The organism is Paenibacillus pinistramenti (genome assembly GCF_005869875.1).
Lineage (GTDB): Bacteria > Bacillota > Bacilli > Paenibacillales > Paenibacillaceae > Fontibacillus > Fontibacillus pinistramenti.
In genome coordinates, this window is sequence record NZ_VAWG01000008.1 from 109,354 (window position 1) to 126,639 (window position 17,286).

16 protein-coding genes and 1 tRNA gene are annotated in these 17,286 nt (G+C 55.8%); 11 read left to right on the top strand and 6 right to left on the bottom strand.

Translation table 11 applies throughout. From position 1 onward, the window contains the following. Positions 1-29 precede the first annotated feature (29 nt). The 6 genes from FCN15_RS11470 (at position 30) to FCN15_RS11495 (ending at position 7,132) form a co-directional block, all read left to right on the top strand. Entirely contained in the window at positions 30-344 is a 315-nt protein-coding gene (locus FCN15_RS11470; RefSeq protein WP_238996647.1) for a DUF1634 domain-containing protein, read from the top strand. A 123-nt stretch (positions 345-467) separates the two neighbouring features. Further along, complete coding sequence (locus FCN15_RS11475; RefSeq protein WP_138495151.1) at positions 468-959, top strand: MarR family winged helix-turn-helix transcriptional regulator; 492 nt, start codon at positions 468-470, stop codon at positions 957-959. Between the two features lie 160 nt (positions 960-1,119). After that, on the top strand, positions 1,120-2,403 hold the full coding sequence (locus tag FCN15_RS11480; RefSeq protein ID WP_238996638.1) for an MFS transporter: 1,284 nt from the start codon (positions 1,120-1,122) through the stop codon (positions 2,401-2,403). A 94-nt stretch (positions 2,404-2,497) separates the two neighbouring features. Beyond that, entirely contained in the window at positions 2,498-3,136 is a 639-nt protein-coding gene (locus FCN15_RS11485; protein WP_138495152.1) for an NAD(P)-dependent oxidoreductase, read from the top strand. 54 nt (positions 3,137-3,190) lie between these two features. Next, entirely contained in the window at positions 3,191-4,855 is a 1,665-nt protein-coding gene (locus FCN15_RS11490; RefSeq protein ID WP_138495153.1) for an NAD(P)H-hydrate dehydratase, read from the top strand. Between the two features lie 573 nt (positions 4,856-5,428). Beyond that, on the top strand, positions 5,429-7,132 hold the full coding sequence (locus FCN15_RS11495) for a proline--tRNA ligase (RefSeq protein ID WP_138495154.1): 1,704 nt from the start codon (positions 5,429-5,431) through the stop codon (positions 7,130-7,132). A gap of 247 nt (positions 7,133-7,379) precedes the next feature. On the opposite strand, the gene FCN15_RS11500 is transcribed toward FCN15_RS11495, so the two are convergent. Beyond that, on the bottom strand, positions 7,380-8,282 hold the full coding sequence (locus FCN15_RS11500; protein ID WP_138495155.1) for an SDR family oxidoreductase: 903 nt from the start codon (positions 8,280-8,282) through the stop codon (positions 7,380-7,382). Positions 8,283-8,510: 228 nt separating this feature from the next. Here FCN15_RS11500 and FCN15_RS11505 point away from each other — a divergent pair, with 228 nt between their 5' ends. Both FCN15_RS11505 and FCN15_RS11510 read left to right on the top strand, forming a co-directional pair. Continuing rightward, on the top strand, positions 8,511-10,298 hold the full coding sequence (locus FCN15_RS11505; protein WP_138495156.1) for a S9 family peptidase: 1,788 nt from the start codon (positions 8,511-8,513) through the stop codon (positions 10,296-10,298). Between the two features lie 125 nt (positions 10,299-10,423). Beyond that, positions 10,424-11,221, top strand: a complete 798-nt coding sequence (locus FCN15_RS11510) for a TIGR00266 family protein (protein ID WP_138495157.1) — start codon at positions 10,424-10,426, stop codon at positions 11,219-11,221. A 157-nt stretch (positions 11,222-11,378) separates the two neighbouring features. Here FCN15_RS11510 and FCN15_RS11515 read toward each other — a convergent pair whose 3' ends face one another. The 3 genes from FCN15_RS11515 to FCN15_RS11525 all read right to left on the bottom strand — a co-directional run bounded on the left by FCN15_RS11515 (position 11,379) and on the right by FCN15_RS11525 (position 14,654). Beyond that, a complete protein-coding gene (locus FCN15_RS11515) occupies positions 11,379-12,071 on the bottom strand; it encodes a DsbA family protein (protein WP_238996639.1) in 693 nt (230 codons plus the stop codon). 91 nt (positions 12,072-12,162) lie between these two features. Further along, positions 12,163-12,681 (bottom strand): anaerobic ribonucleoside-triphosphate reductase activating protein, encoded by a 519-nt coding sequence (nrdG, locus tag FCN15_RS11520; protein WP_138495158.1) that lies wholly within the window; start codon positions 12,679-12,681, stop codon positions 12,163-12,165. Beyond that, positions 12,678-14,654, bottom strand: coding sequence for an anaerobic ribonucleoside triphosphate reductase (locus FCN15_RS11525; protein ID WP_138495159.1), 1,977 nt, complete (start codon positions 14,652-14,654; stop codon positions 12,678-12,680). The genes nrdG and FCN15_RS11525 overlap by 4 nt, the downstream gene beginning before the upstream one ends. A gap of 372 nt (positions 14,655-15,026) precedes the next feature. On the opposite strand from FCN15_RS11525, the gene FCN15_RS11530 reads away from it, so the two are divergent. The 3 genes from FCN15_RS11530 to FCN15_RS19320 all read left to right on the top strand — a co-directional run bounded on the left by FCN15_RS11530 (position 15,027) and on the right by FCN15_RS19320 (position 16,470). Beyond that, positions 15,027-15,326 (top strand): MTH1187 family thiamine-binding protein, encoded by a 300-nt coding sequence (locus tag FCN15_RS11530; RefSeq protein WP_138495160.1) that lies wholly within the window; start codon positions 15,027-15,029, stop codon positions 15,324-15,326. A gap of 205 nt (positions 15,327-15,531) precedes the next feature. Then, positions 15,532-15,604, top strand: a tRNA-Thr gene (locus FCN15_RS11535). 467 nt (positions 15,605-16,071) lie between these two features. Further along, complete coding sequence (locus FCN15_RS19320; protein ID WP_476703848.1) at positions 16,072-16,470, top strand: YhfM domain-containing protein; 399 nt, start codon at positions 16,072-16,074, stop codon at positions 16,468-16,470. Positions 16,471-16,493: 23 nt separating this feature from the next. On the opposite strand, the gene FCN15_RS11540 is transcribed toward FCN15_RS19320, so the two are convergent. Both FCN15_RS11540 and FCN15_RS11545 read right to left on the bottom strand, forming a co-directional pair. Beyond that, entirely contained in the window at positions 16,494-16,874 is a 381-nt protein-coding gene (locus tag FCN15_RS11540) for a hypothetical protein (protein ID WP_138495161.1), read from the bottom strand. A 26-nt stretch (positions 16,875-16,900) separates the two neighbouring features. After that, complete coding sequence (locus tag FCN15_RS11545; RefSeq protein WP_138495162.1) at positions 16,901-17,128, bottom strand: DUF6199 family natural product biosynthesis protein; 228 nt, start codon at positions 17,126-17,128, stop codon at positions 16,901-16,903. Positions 17,129-17,286 lie beyond the last annotated feature (158 nt).

Here is a 17,286-nt window from a genome sequence, read left to right on the forward strand (position 1 = left end):
TAGCCGCGGTCGAGCTGGCCGTAACCAAGATGCTGCGCATCGGCATTTACGCCGCTGCAGCGGTTATCGTTACAGGTCTGCTGTGGCTGCTGATTACCGGCGAAGGCGGGTATCCGGAGGATACGTATCCGACCAGCTTCACGGACATCGCCAGCGGCGTGGCCGACTGGAAGCCGGTTGCCGTGATCGAGGCGGGGCTGTTCCTGCTCATCCTGACCCCGGTGATGCGGGTGGTGGTGTCCCTGTTTACCTTTCTCCATGAAAAAGATTACCGCTTCGCCTGGATCACCGCACTTGTGCTGGTCATCCTGATCATCAGCTTCGCGCTGGGCAAAGCGGGTTAAGGGTTTAATTGAACTGAAGAAGCAGGGGTCGCGGGACCGCCTGCTTTGTTTATTTTCCGGACAAGTCCAGCCAGGTTGTTTATAATGATAGCTGTAAGCTGCTGACGGGTGGAGGAGCAAATCATGAACAAAGAAGAACAGGTCATAGCCAGCTTCCGGGAATTATTTAACAAGTTGGCTTGGCTCAATAAGTTTAAAATGGAAGAGAGTCTTAAAGGCTATAAGCCCTCTGAAGTACACTGCATCGAATACATTGGAAAGCTTGAAGAACCCAACGTGACCAGGCTTGCAGAAGCCCTTTATATGACTACCGGGGCTATAAGCAAAATTATGAAGAAGCTGCTTGAAAAAGGCATTATCGAAAGCTATCAGAAGCCGGATAACAAGAAGGAAATTTATTTCAGGCTTACGGAGCAGGGGAATGCGATCTTCAAGATCCATGAGGACCTGCATAATGAGTTTCAGGAGCGGGACCAAGCCGTCTTTGCGCAGATCACCGACCGGCAGTTTGAGGCTATGCTCGGTTTTATCGAGAACTACAGCAGGCATCTGGATGCGGAAATCAAGAAGCAGGGGCTGGGAATGAAGCCGGAGCAAGCAACGGAACAAAAATAGGATTGCTGAAAATTGAAAATCAAACCACAGGCAGCCGGACTCGAAAGAGAGCGGGTGCCTTTTTTGATGCTTAATTTTTGTTTCCAAGGAAGGGAAAACGTGATACACTTATTTTGTTTCCTAGGAAGGAAAAATAGCGAGCTTTAAGGGGAGATTTCCATTGTTCAAATCCAAATCAAGCAGAGGAACTGCCAGAGAGCAGACTAAAGAGCAAGCCAACGAGCAAGCCAACGAGCAAGCCGTCGATAAAAAGGCTTTCGTATTCGGCCTTATGTCTGTTTTTCTATGCGGGATAGGCTTCAGCATCATCGCACCGGTTGTCCCGTTTCTGGTGCAGCCCTATACCAATCAGGGGAATCAGGCGGTTGTCGTCACGCTGCTCACCTCCGTTTATGCATTGTGCGTATTTCTTGCAGCACCCGGGCTCGGAGCGTTGAGCGACCGGTATGGCCGCCGTCCGCTGCTCTTCATCTGCCTGCTCGGTTCGGCAGCAGGTTACTTTATTTTTGGCCTGGGGGGAGCCTTGTGGGTGCTGTTTGCCGGGCGGATAATTGAGGGGATAGCAGGCGGGGTGATCAGTACTCTCTTTGCTTATTTTGCAGATATTACGCCTGCGGCGCAGCGGACCAAATATTTCGGATGGATGAGTGCGGCTGTCGGCGCAGGTTCAGCGATGGGGCCGGCGATCGGCGGGCTGCTTGCCAAATTTGGCTATTCTGTGCCTATGTATGCGGCTGCAGCAATAACGGTGTTAAATGCGGGCGCGGGGTTCTTTTTGATGCCGGAGAGTCTTGGCAGGGAGAACAGGCTGAGCAAAATTACCGCTGCAAGGCTCAATCCTTTGGCACAGCTGTTTCACGTACTTACCGCAAAAAATTTAAGCAGACTGCTCATCTCAGCCTTCCTCATTTGGGTTCCTAACGGCTCTTTGCAGGCGGTTCTCTCCCAGTTTACGGTAGACACCTTCCACTGGGCGCCTGCCCTGATCGGGCTTATGTTCTCCATTATGGGCATTCAGGACATTGTCTCCCAGGGCCTTATTATGCCAAAGCTGCTGAAAAAGCTTAGCGACGCACAGATCGCCATTCTTGGAATGGCTTCGGAGATCGCCGGTTACGGTTTTATAGCGGCCTCGGCGCTGTTTTCCTTCTACCCGCTTATGATCGCCGGCATGTTTATATTTGGCTTTGGGGATTCGGTCTTCGGGCCGGCCTTTAACGGCATGCTCTCCAAATCGGCCGAGCCGGGCGGGCAGGGAAGAATCCAGGGAGGCAGCCAGTCGATACAGGCTCTGGCCCGAATCATCGGGCCTGTCATCGGAGGGCAGATTTACGTATCCCTTGGTCATGCCTCGCCCGCATTGATGGGGATGCTCCTGATCGCCGGGGCAATTATAGTTATGTACAGGGGTAAACTTGTGTTTCGGACTGCAGAAGGGCCATAATTATGGGTAAATTAGAAGAGTGAATGCCGCAGGGCAGCAGAAGACAATACAAAGCCGGATGGATTGACCGCCGGGCTAGGAAGAGGGAACGGAAATGAAAATAGCATTATTTGGAGCAACGGGCACGATCGGGAGCCGCATCCTGCAGGAAGCGCTGCGGCGCGAGCACGAGGTGACCATGGTGGTCAGGGATCAGAACAAAATTGCCGGCATTACGCCGCATGAACGGCTGCATATCGCGACAGCCGATATTTTGCTGCCGGATACGGTGACGGAGGCTATCAGCGGGCAGGATGTTGTTATCAGCGCTTACGGACCGCGCTTTGGAGCGGAAGACGAGCTGCTGGAAGCGGCGCGTTCGCTTGTGGAAGCGGTGCGGAGAGCGCATGTTCACCGCCTGATCGTAGTGGGCGGCGCGGGAAGCCTTGAAACTCAGCCCGGCGTGATGCTGATGGATACCCCGGAATTCCCGGAGGAGATCAAGCCGCTGGCGCGCGCCCATGCCCAGGCTTATGAAATTTATAAGACTTCGGACATCGACTGGACGTATTTGAGCCCGCCGCCTGTCATTGTGCCCGGGGAACGCACCGGCATGTTCCGGATCGGGACGACCCGGGTTATTCTCGACGAGCTCGACAACAGCCGGATTTCGGCCGAGGATTACGCCGCTGCCCTGCTGGACGAGGTGGAGGACGCCCAGTTTATCCGGGAACGCTTTACGGTAGCTTACTGAGCGAAGGAGCGTTGACGGCGGAAATATATGAAGCTCAGCTTAGGGGGAATCGCCATGCGCATAGTCAATAAGGAGCAGATGCGGGCGCTTGACCGGGAGGCGATTGAAGGCCTGGGCATCCCGGCTCTGGTGCTTATGGAGAACGCCGGACGGGCGATTGCGGAGGAGGTCCTGAACCTGTGCCGCAGGCAGACTGGCCGACAGGGGAGCGAGGGACGCTTCCTCCGGGAGGAGCAGGCGGGCGGCTGCGGCTCAGCCCCGATCCGCCGCCCGGGCCGGTATGAGTACACCGGCAGAGACAAGCAGCGCTGGCTGATGCTGGCCGGCAAAGGCAACAATGGCGGGGATGCGGTTGTATGCGCCAGGCATCTGATTGCAGCCGGGATAGAGGCAGAGCTGCTGTACGCGGACGATCCCGCGCAGCTTGCCGGCGACGCCGCGGTGCAGCGGGATATTGCGGAGCGGCTGGGCATCCCGTCTGCGGTGTACGAGCCGGGGCGGGGGTTCGACTTTGGCCGTTATACCGGCCTAGTCGACGGGCTGCTCGGCACCGGGAGCAGCGGGGCGCCGCGGGAGCGTTACGCGGCGCTTATCGGCGAAGCGGCCGGAAGCGGCCTGCCCGTTGTCGCGGCGGACATCCCGAGCGGGATCGACAGCGATACCGGCGAGGTGCCCGGCGCGTGCCTCCGGGCGGACGTGACGGCCGCGCTGGGGTTCTTGAAGGCCGGATTGACGCAGTATCCGGCCGCCGGGTACGCCGGCGAGGTCGTTGTCCGGGATATCGGCATCCCGGACATGCTGGCCGAGCAGGCGGGCATTAGCGCTTTCCTGCTGACGGAAAGCGTGCTGCGCAGCAGGCTGGGCGCCGATCCGGCTGAGGCGAGGAAGCCGGATGCGCACAAGGGCACCTACGGCCATGTGCTGCTGGCCGGAGGCAGCCTGGCCATGGCCGGCGCGTGCCTGCTCGCCGGGCGCGCCGCCCTGCGCGGCGGCTGCGGCCTCGCGACGTGGGCGCTGCCCGCAGGGGCGCTGCCTCACGTGCTCGGCGCCGTGCCGGAGCTCATGCTGGCGCCGGCCGGCAGGGACGGCGCTGCGCACTGGAGCGCGGAAGCCGCAGCCGATGTGCTGCGGCTGCTGGAGACGCGCGACATGCTCGCCGCCGGGCCGGGGCTCGGCCGGTTTGACGGCGACGCCGCCTGGCTCCGCGCCCTATGGCAGGGCGCGGACAAGCCGCTTGTCCTCGATGCGGACGCGCTGAATATCCTTGCGGCGGCGGACGGCCTGAAGGCCTGGCCGCGCCGGTCTGCGCCGACCGTGCTGACGCCGCATCCCGGCGAGATGGCCCGCCTTGCCGGGATCCCTACGGCCGAGGTGCAGCGTGACCGCCTCGGCTTGGCCCGCCGCTTCGCGGCCGAGCACGGGGTGACCCTCGTGCTCAAGGGCGCCCGCACCGTCGTCGCGGCGCCGGACGGACGCGTCTTCGTGAACGCGTCCGGCAATCCCGGCATGGCGACCGGCGGCACGGGCGACGTGCTCACAGGCCTCATCGCCAGCCTGCTCGCCCAAGGCCAGGACGCCGCCTCGGCAGCCAGCCTCGGCGTCTATCTGCACGGCGCCGCCGGAGACAAGGCGGCCGCCCTGCGCGGCGGCGCAGCCTCGCTGCTGGCCGGCGACCTGATCGAGGCGCTGCAGCCGGACTTCTTAGGCAGGCTGGACTGAAGCGCCTTGCTGTTTGTCCCAGACGCTTTTTCCCGTTTTGAATAAAACGGCGGCCTTTTGTCCAAGTTGAAGATAGTGACAGTGACAGTGACAGTGACAGTGACAGTGACAGTGACAGTGACAGCTCCAGCTATTGCTATTACCATTGCTATAACTGGCCTCCTGTCATCTTCCCATTGACGGAAGCGCCGGTAAGCGGTAAATTAAGCTATATTGAGGTTAATTCAAGCTTTAAACGGATCTCTGCGCTGCAGATTTCTATATTTCCACCAGCTGTGACCAAGCCATGAGGTTTAAACCCGCGTCGTTCAGAGAATAAGCCATTATCACGCTGAGAGGCTTTACGGCACGATTAGATCTCCCTACTTGCGAGCTGCGCCGGCTGCGTTAATGCGGTCAGGCTGCCGGTTCATCCCCGTTACAGGATTCTGAGATTATGCCTGGCCTGCCGAAGATTGGCGGCCGCTGACCGGCTTGCCGGATGGCGGGGCATAGAAATTAGGGTGGTACCACGAACGCATTCGTCCCTACGGAGATGCGTTCTTTTTTATTTTTATAAGGAGGAATTTTGGGATGAGACAGGATAAGTTATTGGTTCCAACATTGAGAGAAGCGCCAGGCGATGCGGAGGCGAACAGCCACAAGCTGCTGCTGCGCGGCGGTTATATCCGCCAGCTGGCGGCGGGGGTGTACAGCTACCTGCCGCTTGGCTGGAGAGTGCTGAGAAAGGTGTCTAATATCGTGCGCGAGGAAATGGACCGCACAGGCGCGCAGGAGCTGCTGATGCCGGCCATGCAGCCTGCCGAGCTGTGGGAGGAATCCGGCCGCTACCAGGTTTACGGACCTGAGCTGATCCGCCTGAAGGACCGCAACGACCGCGAATTTGCTCTTGGACCAACACATGAAGAGGTTATCACAACGCTGGTCCGCAATGATGTGAACTCTTACCGCAAGCTGCCGATGAACCTGTACCAGATTCAGACCAAATACCGCGACGAACGCCGTCCGCGTTTCGGACTGCTGCGCGGCCGCGAGTTTATGATGAAGGATGCCTACTCCTTTGACGTGAACTGGGAAGGACTGGACAAGGTCTATAAAGACATGTACAACGCGTACAGCCGGATTTTCACCCGGGTAGGGCTGGATTTCCGCGCGGTTGAAGCCAATGCGGGCTCCATCGGCGGCGAAGGCGAGAACCATGAATTTATGGCGCTGGCGGACATCGGCGAGGATACAATCGTAAGCTGTACGGCATGCGATTATGCGGCGAATCTGGAAAAAGCGGAAATCGGCTACACCGCAGCCGCTCGTAACGATGAAGGAGCACCTGCTTACGAGAAGCTTCATACGCCTGGCACCGGTTCGATTGCCTCGCTGTCCGAAGCTTTGAACGTGCCAGCCGATCAGCTGGTCAAGACGATGATCTACGCAGCGGACGGCAAAGTGGTTGCCGTATTGATCCGCGGCGATCACGAGGTGAACGAGCTGAAGCTGCAGGATGCGCTTGGCACGGAGGATCTCCGCATGGCGGAAGGTGATGAAGTGGCGGCAGCAGGCTTTGTGTCCGGCTTTGCCAGCCCGGTCGGCCTGGACGTCACTGTTATTGCTGACCGCGATGTCATGAACGTTGCCAGCTGGATTGTGGGCGCCAACGAGAAGGACTACCACCTGAAAAATGTAGTTCCAGGCCGTGACCTGACCATCACCAAGGTTGCGGATGTGCGCAACGCGGCAGAAGGCGACGTCTGCCCTCGCTGCGGCCAGCCGCTGCAGTTCCACAGAGGCATTGAAGTGGGCCACGTGTTCAAGCTGGGCACCAAATACAGCAAGGCTTTGGGCGCAACGTTCCTCGATCAGGAGGGCAAGTCCCAGACGATGATTATGGGCTGCTACGGCATCGGCATCTCCCGCATCCTGTCCGCCATTACCGAGCAGCGCTCGGACGGCGGCAGCATGGTATGGCCGGTAAGCATCGCGCCATTCCATGTGCATCTGATCCAGATTGCGGTGAAAGACGAAGCCCAGACCAAGCTGGCCGAGCAGCTCTATGAGCAGCTTCAGGCTGCCGGCATCGAGGTGCTGTATGATGACCGCGATGAACGCGCAGGCGTGAAGTTCAAGGATGCCGATCTGATGGGGATGCCGCTCCGGATTACGGTCGGCAAGCAGGCCGGCGAAGGTCTGGTGGAGTTCAAGAACCGCGCCGAGGACGTGAACGAGGTGTATACGGCTGAACAGGCCTTGGCCGAGGTCCTCCGATTCGTGAACGCGAAATAAGGTTTACTACAAATAATATTCACTAGAAATAACATTCGCTAGGTAAAAAGTTCATCAGCTGTAAGGTTCATTTAATAAATGATTAAGCAGCTGAATGGATCAATAATAGGCAAACAAGGTGCAGCTTTCCCGGCTTTTCCCGGCAGGCTGCACCTTGTTTGTTTGTTCAATGTCTTTTTCTCTTTCCGATTCTCGTTCCTTTTCCGTTTCCGTTTCTTTCTGCGTTTCTTTCTCCGTTTCCTTCTCGTTACGTGGTCACCATCTGTCCGCCGTTCACATGCAGCACCTCGCCGGTTACGAAGGAGGAGCACTGCTCACTAGCGAGAAAAACATACGCCGGAGCCAGCTCGAACGGCTGGGCCGCGCGCTTCATCGGAATGTCGGCGCCGAAGGTTTTGACCCGTTCCGCAGAGAAGCTGGAAGGGATCAGCGGGGTCCAGACCGGACCCGGAGCGACGGCATTTACGCGAATGCCTTTGTCAACAAGCTGGAGGGCGAGGGAGCGTGTGAAAGAAACGATCGCCCCCTTGGTGGAGGAATAATCGAGCAGCTCCTTTTCCCCTTTATAGGCAGTAACGGAGGCCGTATTGATGATGGCTGAGCCCGGCTTCAGGCAGGACAGCGCAGCCTGCACCATGAAGAAGAAGGACAGAATGTTGGTCTGATACGTCTGATACAGCTGCTCCTCCGATATGTGGGCGATGCTCTCCTGCGGATACTGGACAGCATGGTTGTTCACCAGCACATCAAGTTTGCCGAAGGCAGAGACCGTCTGGTGAACAGCAGCTTGACAGTTGGCCTTCACACGCAGGTCAGTCTCCAGCAGCAGGCAGCGGCGGCCGAGCCGTTCAACCGCCTGTTTGGTCACCAGGGCATCGGATCTTTCGTACAGGTAGGCGATGGCGACATCTGCGCCCTCCTTGGCAAAAGCAACAGCCGCCGCCCGGCCGATCCCGCTGTCGCCGCCGGTGATGAGCGCTGTTTTGCCCTCCAGCTTGCCGCTGCCTTTGTAGGCCGGGTTGTCCCAGATCGGCAGGGGATTCATCTGGCTTTCGATGCCGGGCTGGCGCTCCTGGTGCTGGGGAGGGAAGGTGAGCATTTCTTCTCTGCATACGGTCTGGGAACCGTAGTAAGGATACATGGGAATCATGAATCAAGCAGGCTCCTTTCTGGGCGCTTCCTATGGCCTAGGTATATGCGCAGGCCCGGTTAAAGGTGCGGACGGGACGGAGCCAGCAGCGCAGCAGCCTTCGACTTTCCCGGTCACATCGCTTATGATATTCTCAGGATCTTCCAGTACCTCAGGGCAATATTAGCTGCAGGGCAGATCTGGCAGCCATTCATTTTGACCTCATAATCTCTTAAGGAGGCTTCAGGTATGATTGAATTTCCAAAACCGGATGTGGAGCAGTTTTTTCAAACGTATGTGATACGGGATTTTACGGTAACCCCGGATGAGAAACGGCTGATCTTCAGCAGCAATCTCAGCGGGCAGCCCAATCTGTGGGCGATGAATCTGCCGCAGACGTACCCTATTCCGCTCACGTACAACAACCAGAATGTGAACGCGATTAAGGCGGACCCGAAGGGGAAGTTTATACTGGCCGGATTTGACCGCGACGGGGATGAGAACTACCAGATCTACGCCCTTCCTCCGGAAGGCGGGGACCCGCTCAAGCTGATTGAAGGAGAGGCCGCCGATAAATTCTATCTGATCGAGCTGTCGGAAGACGGGGAGCGCCTCTATTACACGACTTCCAAGGACAATGCCAACTATCTGAACTCCCGGCTGCTGAACCTGAAGACAGGGGAAGACCGGCTGCTGTATACGGGCAAGGAGGCGCCGACCTTTCTGGAAGCTGTAAGCCCTGAAGAAGACCGGCTCGTCCTCGTCAAAATGTTTGCCAACACCCATCAGCAGGCCTTTGTGCTGGAGAACGGGGAAGAAACCTGGGTGTCGCCTAATCCGGAGGCGGTTCAGACCAGCTACGGGTTTATTTTTACGGATAATGAGACCTTGATCTACATAACCGATTTTGAAAGCGAATATGCTTATGTGATGCAGTACAGTCTGACTACGCGCGAATTCACCAGCCTGTGCCAGATCAGCGGCGAAGCGGTGACCGACATCAAATATCATAAAGAGTCGGGGCAGCTGTATATCTGGACCGAGAGAGGGACGGAGAACCGCATGTATGTCAAACCGCTGGAAGGCGGGGAGGCGGCTGCGGTTGAGCTGCCGGTTGACGTGGTCGAGAAAGCGGTCGTGGCCAAGTCGGGTACGGTCTACGTGCTGGGGCGTGGTGCGGTGCAGCCTTTTAATATTTACAGCTATACGGACGGAAAATGGACGGCGCTGACCCAGAACCGCGTCACCGGGCTTGCGCCGGAGGACCTGGTCTACCCTGAAGTTGTGCGTTATCCCTCCTTTGACGGTCTGGAGATTGAAGCGCTGCTGTTCAAGGCCAAGCCGGAGGCGGCGAACGGGTACACGATCTTCTGGCCGCACGGCGGGCCGCAGGCATCCGAAGGGAAGTTCTTCCGGGCCATGTTCCAGTTTATGCTCGCTTACGGCTACAACATCTTTGCCCCTAACTTCCGGGGAAGCACCGGCTACGGCTCCGAATTTGTAAAAAGGGTCGAGGGCGACTGGGGCGAAGGCCCCCGCCTGGACTGTATAGCCGGCATGGAGTGGCTGTTTGACCAGGGTATCTCCAGCCGCGGGAAGCTGTTCGTCGTGGGCGGCAGCTACGGCGGCTACATGACGCTGCTGCTGGCCGGGCGCCATCCGGAATATTTCCGGGCGGCGGTGGATATTTTTGGACCGAGCAATCTCTTTACGTTCATGAATTCCGTGCCGGAGGACTGGAAGCCGGTGATGGAACGCTGGCTGGGCCATCCGGAGCGCGACAAAGAGCGGCTGACCAAGGATTCGCCGATCACCTATTTGAAGCAGATGGTGAACCCGATGCTGGTCATCCAGGGCGCTAACGATCCGCGCGTCGTCAAGGCCGAGTCCGACCAGATCGTAGCTGCGCTTAAGGAGCAGGGGACGGATGTGGAATATCTGGTATTGGACGACGAGGGGCACGGCTTCTCCAAGCGGAAGAACGAAATCGCGGTGTACCGGCGCATGCTGGAATTTTTGAATAAGCATCGGGATTAATGCGGCGCAGCCAGGTTTAATGCGGCACAGCCAGGCTTAGTGAAACGGCGGCGGAAGCTCTGCGTATATAGAACTAGAATCGCCGCGATTGGCGGCAGGATAGAATCCGGAAGGGGATAACGATAATGAGTGCTCACGAAATTGATTATGTAATTCATGGCGAGGAAATGCAGTGCGTGGAGGTGCAGCTCGATCCCGGCGAAAGCGTGGTTGCCGAGGCCGGCAGCTTTATGATGATGGACCCGGACATCCGGATGGAGACCGTCTTTGGAGACGGCAGCAGCGGCGGCTCCGGGGGAGGTATGTTCGGCAAGCTGATGGGGGCCGGGCGCCGTCTGCTGACGGGCGAAAGCCTGTTTATGACGGTCTTCACGCATGCCGGCTACGGCGGCCGCCAGGCGGTTACTTTTGCAGCGCCTTACCCGGGAAAAATCATCCCGCTCGATCTGCTCCGCTACGGCGGCAAAATCATCTGCCAGAAGGATTCCTTCCTGTGCGCCGCCAAAGGCGTGTCGATCGGCATTGAGTTCCAGCGCAAGCTGGGCACGGGCTTCTTCGGCGGCGAAGGCTTCATCATGCAGAAGCTTGAAGGCGACGGCCTGGCCTTCGTACATTCCGGCGGCTATGTGATGGAGCGGGAGCTGGCGCCGGGCGAGGTGCTCCGATTGGACACCGGCTGTCTCGTTGCTTTTACCGCAGGCGTGGATTACGACATCGAGTTTGTCAAAGGGGTCAAGACCGCTCTGTTCGGCGGCGAAGGGCTGTTCTTCGCAACGCTGCGCGGCCCGGGCAAGGTGTGGGTGCAGTCCCTGCCGTTTAACCGGATGGCGGACCGCATCCTGTCGGCTTCCCGGTTCGGCGGAGGCAGACGGGAGGAAGGCAGCATCCTGGGCGGCCTCGGCGATTTGTTTGACGGAAAATAATAAGGCCGGACGCAGCGGTCCAGCCTTCATACGTATGACAAAAGACCGGCGGACTTCTGAAGAGTCTGCCGGTCTTCTTTTTACTGTTTGCCGCCTTTTCAAGTCGCATCAAGCCGCGTCAAGCCGCATCAAGCCGCATCAAGCCGCATCATCCCGCTTATTCCGCGTCCGCTTCCGCCTGTCCGATCGCGGCCTGCAGCTCGGCATAGTCCATGCTGCGCAGAATTTTTCCGTTCACGAAGAAGGTCGGGGTGCCGTTCACGCCGTAGTAGCCGCCGATTTTATAATCCTCTTTCACTTGGTGCAGATAGGTGTGCTCGTTGACGTCCTGCTCGTAATGCTTCAGGTCGATGCCCTTCAGGTAATCCTTCCCGAACTGGATCAGATAAGACGGCGTCGCCCAAATTTCCGATTCCTTGCCCTGATGCTGGTACATCTGCTCATAGAAGTTCCAGAACTCTTCATTGTTCTGCTTGTAGACCGCCTCACCGGCGGCTGCAGCCAGATAGGAATCCCGGTCCAGGAAGGCATAATTCATGAAGTAAAATTCAACTTTGCCGGTGTCGATGAACTCGCTCTTGAAAGTACTGAAATTCTGGGTGGTCCATTTCTTACACGCCGGGCATTTGAAATCGCCGAATTCAATGACCTTGACTTTGGCGTCCGGATCGCCGAGATGAGGCTGGCGGTCGTATTGGAACCCGGTCACCACGATCGGTTCTTTGTCATCGGTGTAGTTCGGGAGCCCCTCCAGCACGGAGGACTGCTGCTGCCGGTTGAGAAAGATCAGGCTGCCGAACAGGATCAGCACCAGGAGCACGGCGAGGAAGAACAGATTTTTTTTGTTCACGAAGATAACCCTCCACAATTGGAAATGATGGGCGTTATTATACCGGGCGCCGGGAGGGTTGTCTGTCACATTTTTAACAATCAGCAGCGGGTCAGAAGGTCAGAGCGGGCTTCCAGAGGATCACCTGTCCGCCAGCGAGGCTGGCCGGAATATCAATCAGCCGCTGGTTGGAGCTGCCGCAGTAGCGCAGGGAAGGATCGCGCAGCTTCTCTTCAAACCGGCCGTCCACAAGAACGTGGCAGCGGCGGAGCAGGCCGTATTCTGCAGAGGCAGGGTCAGCCGTAAGCTCCTCAAACGTGTAGCCCGTGTAGGCCCAGACATTGACTGGTCCGGCCTGCTCATACAGCCTGTCGAGGAACCCGCTGACCTCATCAGCAGAGAAGAAGGGGTCGCCGCCCAGCAGGCTGATGCCGCTCAGAAGCGGATTGCCGGCAATGTCCCGGATGATCTCATCCTGCCTGTCCAGCGTAAACGGCTCGCCGTAGCTGAAATTCCACGTTGCCGGGCTGAAGCAGCCCCTGCACCGGTGCCGGCAGCCGCTGATAAAGACCGCGGCCCGCAGGCCTTCGCCTTCGTTAATGGATTCCGGGTAGTAGCCGCACAGATTCATGGCGTATGCTTAACCCGGTCCCGGACTTCGGCCTGCTTCGCGCTGTTAAACCGGGTCTGGAAATCCCCGGTCAGATAGCCGGTCACCCGGCGCAGCCGGCGGATATGCACGTCTTCCTCATGGCTGCCGCAGGACGGGCAGACGGCGCCGATAATGCCCTCAAAGCCGCAGGCGGAGCAGCGGTCAACCGGATGGTTAATGCTGAAGTAGCTGACCTGCTGGGACAGCGCATATTGAATAATGCTCAGGAAGGCCGACGGATTGCTGCGGGCATTTCCGTTCAGCTCGATGTAAGAGATGGCGCCGGCATTGCACAGGTCGTGGAAGCGTGCCTCGAGCGAAATTTTCCGGGCGGCCTGAATCTCGTAATAGACCGGAATATGGAACGAATTCGTATAATATTCCCGGTCGGTAATGCCGGGCAGCGTGCCGTAGAACTGGCGGTCCCGTTTGGTGAATTTGCCGGACAGGCCCTCGGCCGGTGTAGCGAACAGCGTAATGTTCAAGTTGAGTTCTTCGCTCTTGCGGTCGCAGTAATCTCTCATGCAGGAGATCAGACTTAAGGCTTTCTCATAGACGGCATCGTCTTCGCCGTGGTGTTTGCCGTACATCGCCTTCATACATTCGGCCAGGCCGATGAAGCCGAGCGACAGACTGCCGTGCTTCAGCAGCCCGCCGACCGCGTCGTCGGGCGCAAGCTGCTCTCCGCCTTCCCAGACGCCTTCCCGCATCATAAAGTCGGAGGCTTTGGCTTTCTGTCTGCACTGGATGCCGAAGCGGTGCATCAGCCCGTCCAGCGCGATGTCGAGATAGTGATTGAGGGCGTGGTAGAAGCCCTTTTCATCAGCCTTTTTCCGTTTGCCGAGCGCCGTTCCGTATTCAATGCCCAGCTTGACGAGGTTGAGGGTGTTGAACGACAAATTGCCTTTGCCGGACAGCTTGTTCCGTCCGAAGCGGTCGCTGAGCACTCGGGTGCGGCAGCCCATCGTCGCGAATTCGGTATCCGGGTCCGCCGGGTCATAATACTGAAGATTGAGCGGCGCATCGAGGTTGGCAAAGTTCGGGTACAGCCGTTTGGCCGAGCATTCCGCGGCTTTCAGGAACAGCGGGTAGTTCGGATCTTTAGGCGACTGGTTGACGCCCTGCTTGCATTTGAAGATTTGAATCGGAAAAATCGGCGTCTCCCCGCTGCCAAGCCCGCGCATTGTCGCGGCCAGGAGGGCGTCAATGACCATCTGCCCTTCCGGCGAGGTGCAGGTGCCATAGTTAATGCTGGTGAACGGAATTTGTCCGCCGGCGCGGCTGGACATCGTGTTCAGGTTGTGGATCAGGCTTTCCGCACCCTGCAGCGTTTCGATTTCTGTCTCCTTCAGGGCATACCGGAATGTCTTCGGATAGCGGAGCTGAAGCTCAAACAGGGACATGCTGATCTCACCTAATTCTGCGCCGTCCTCCTCTTCGAAATAGGACTGTCCCTTGCGGAAATACTTGGCGAACGACTTGGCTACGTAAGGCGCGAGGTCGTAATCGATTTTGCTGGCGGAGACGCCGCCGTACTGGGCATTTTGCTGGGATTGAAAAATAATCGCCACCAGCGCCATCGCCGTCATAATCGAATTCGGCGGTCTGACACTGCCGTTCCCGGTGTTAAACCCGCCGCTCAGCAGCTTGTCGAATGGGATAAAGATGCAGTTGGTCGTGCCGATGGCATACTGGTCAAGATCATGGACGTAGACATAATTGTCTTCAATGGCGCGGACGACAGGCTTCGGCATAATAAAATGCTTGGCATACCATTTGGCGTATTCACTGCCTAATTTGCTCATTTTTCCGGAGAAGCTCTCCCCGTTCAAGTTCGCATTCTCCCGGATCAGATCCAGGTCCTTGCTGTCGATAATGTCCTCTCCCACCGCGATCATTTCGTTCAGCAGGCGCCGCTCGCCGGCCTCATAGTTTGGGTAAAGCACTGCCATAATAGCTGTCTGCTCCTTTCCTTATTTGCAGAATGTGACAAGATATGCTCGGGTCTGTATGGCCCGGATATGTAACCCCCGGATATGTAACTCCGGAAGGAATCTTAGAAGAAGTTCTGCTTCGTGAAAAATGTTACTAACAACTACATATTGCTACATATCGTAGCGATGCAACGATCATACAACAACATCTAGTGATCGGCAATGACGGAACAGACACATTTGGAAGGGGGCGGAGCCCAAACTGCTTGTCCTGACTGGGCCGCAGGCGATTGTGAAATTTGTGCGAATAATGGATGTGTCGATTTTGGTAAAATCGGGTCATGGCTGGTACAATAAAGGCAGTGACTACGAACGAAGGAGTGAAGTGGAATGGCAATCGCAGAGGTAACGGTGCTCCCGGTAGGGACGGGGTCAACCAGCTTAAGTGCTTATGTTGCAGATATGCAGCGGGTGCTGGAAAGACAGGAAGGCGTTCAGGTTCAGCTGACCTCAATGAGCACGATTATCGAAGGGCCGCTGGATAAAGTGTTCGCCGCCATTCAGGCTTTGCACGAATCCCCATTCCAGCAGGGAGTACAGCGGGTCTCGACCTCCATCAAAATCGACGACCGCCGCGACAAGGAATCCTCCTCTGAGCAGAAGCTGCGTTCCGTCAGGGAGAAGCTGTAGGGCGCCAGGCGGATCTGCAGGATCAGGGTACGGGGGCATACATGCGGGAGCAAGAAGGAGAAACGGGGCGCTAACCGGAGATTAAGCCGGATAACAGGCGGGAGATTAAGCAGGAGCATTCTCCTTGGGAGCGTCCCGCCCGGTTTCTGATTTGAAGATGGCAGGCTGAAGCTATATAATGTTGATGCAGCTGTTCACTATATATGCTGGTGTAGCTCAGTTGGTAGAGCAACGCACTCGTAACGCGTAGGTCGGGGGTTCGAGTCCCTTCACCAGCATTCTTATAAGCAAGGCAGGAAGCGGCTTCCCGGACGGGAGGCCGCGTTTTTGCTGTTCGGAGGGCTGAGACTTGCTATAATATTCCTTTACCACCTTCGCCTCTTAATGAAAAAACTTTTATAAGTGATTTTATTGGATACTTTAAGAAAGGGGTTCCTGTAACTACATGGTATTATGGGGATGTTAATAAGGTATACAGGCAAAAGGACATATTTAATAACAGTATATCAATTGAAGCTGATGGAAGAATCTTTGAAGCATTTGTTCCAAATACTAAATATTGATTCATAAATTCTTTAAAATAAAAGAAGGTGTCCTCGTAATATTTATGTTGGGACACCTTCTTTCTCATGCCGCAATTTCCCCTAAAAATTATAATTATTAATAATTATTGGTACCTTTATTAGGGGCGGTCTCCTATTTCGGAAATCATAGGGGGAACCATAGAAATTGAATCGAATTGAAGGTGGGTAATGTTACGAACCTAAAAAAATTATTACTCCAATTTCTCATTTTAATGTTTCTGTCATCTGCCTGCACTTCCCGGGACAATATAGAAAAGATTCAAGTAACGAATCAGGCCGCTGGGCAAACAAGAGAAATATCCAGTCATAAAGGAATGAATGAAATCAGTAGTACTATCAAGTCTGCAAAGCGAATGGGCGGAGTAATAGACATCGGCAAGCCCGATTATGTCATCCAAATGATCTACAGCAATAGAGAAAGTGAGTATTTTGATTTACACCTGAGCAGGGATCTAAGTAAGGCAGGTTACCTTCTTGTTAATGAAAAGGATACAAATAGGGCTTCAGAACTCTCGGCCAAATCTTCCCGAAGGCTGCTGAAGCTGCTGACGAGTGAATGAGCTGACTCTGTCTGGTGCTCTTATTACTGCTTGTTCAAAGTTAAACGTTCCTCTTTGCCGTTCCACTTAATCGTTAGATTGACGGAGCTGTTCTCCTTAGAATAGTCCTTTCCGGACAGCTTCTGCTTGATTTGAAAAGGGGACTGCAGCTTTTTTTCTTCTCCGCCGAAGGCAGTTAGAACATTACCTGAAAATTGATAGGAGAAACCCGTGATGCTGGCTTCCTCGCCAATGTATTTAATCGTATAGCTGGCAGTTTTGTTGTCGCTTGAATATGAGAAAGAAGCGTCCCAGCTTTGGCTCCTGCCATCCCATTCGTAATTGCTGCAGGCAGTAAGCGTAAGGACAAATAGGGAAATGACCAAGATGAACCTGAATTTTTTGTGCATTGAAACAGGATTCATATTTAAACACCTCCTCAGAAGGTCGGCTACAAGCAGTTCAGGATCCCGCCGGCAAGGAACAATACCCCGGCACAAATTAAAAATACACCCAAGAACTTTCTAACTGAAAGATAAGTGTCGCTTGGTTCCGGTATGTCCTCTTTAAATCTCCACTGCTGGCTGTACCAGCCGATTGCAGGCTTAAGAATCATGACGATTCCGCCGGCTATGAACATGGCAGCGCAGATGAATAATGTGATGGCAAGACCAATCATTCTGTCAATCTCCTTAGTAAAAAAGTGGTACATACATAAATGTGATTATATGTATACATTACCCAAATTGAAAGACGTCTTCTCCCGCGCCAAAAAAAGAAAGCCTCCGCAAGCGAAGGCCTTCCTCAATTCATATTTCAATCCATATTTCTATCCGT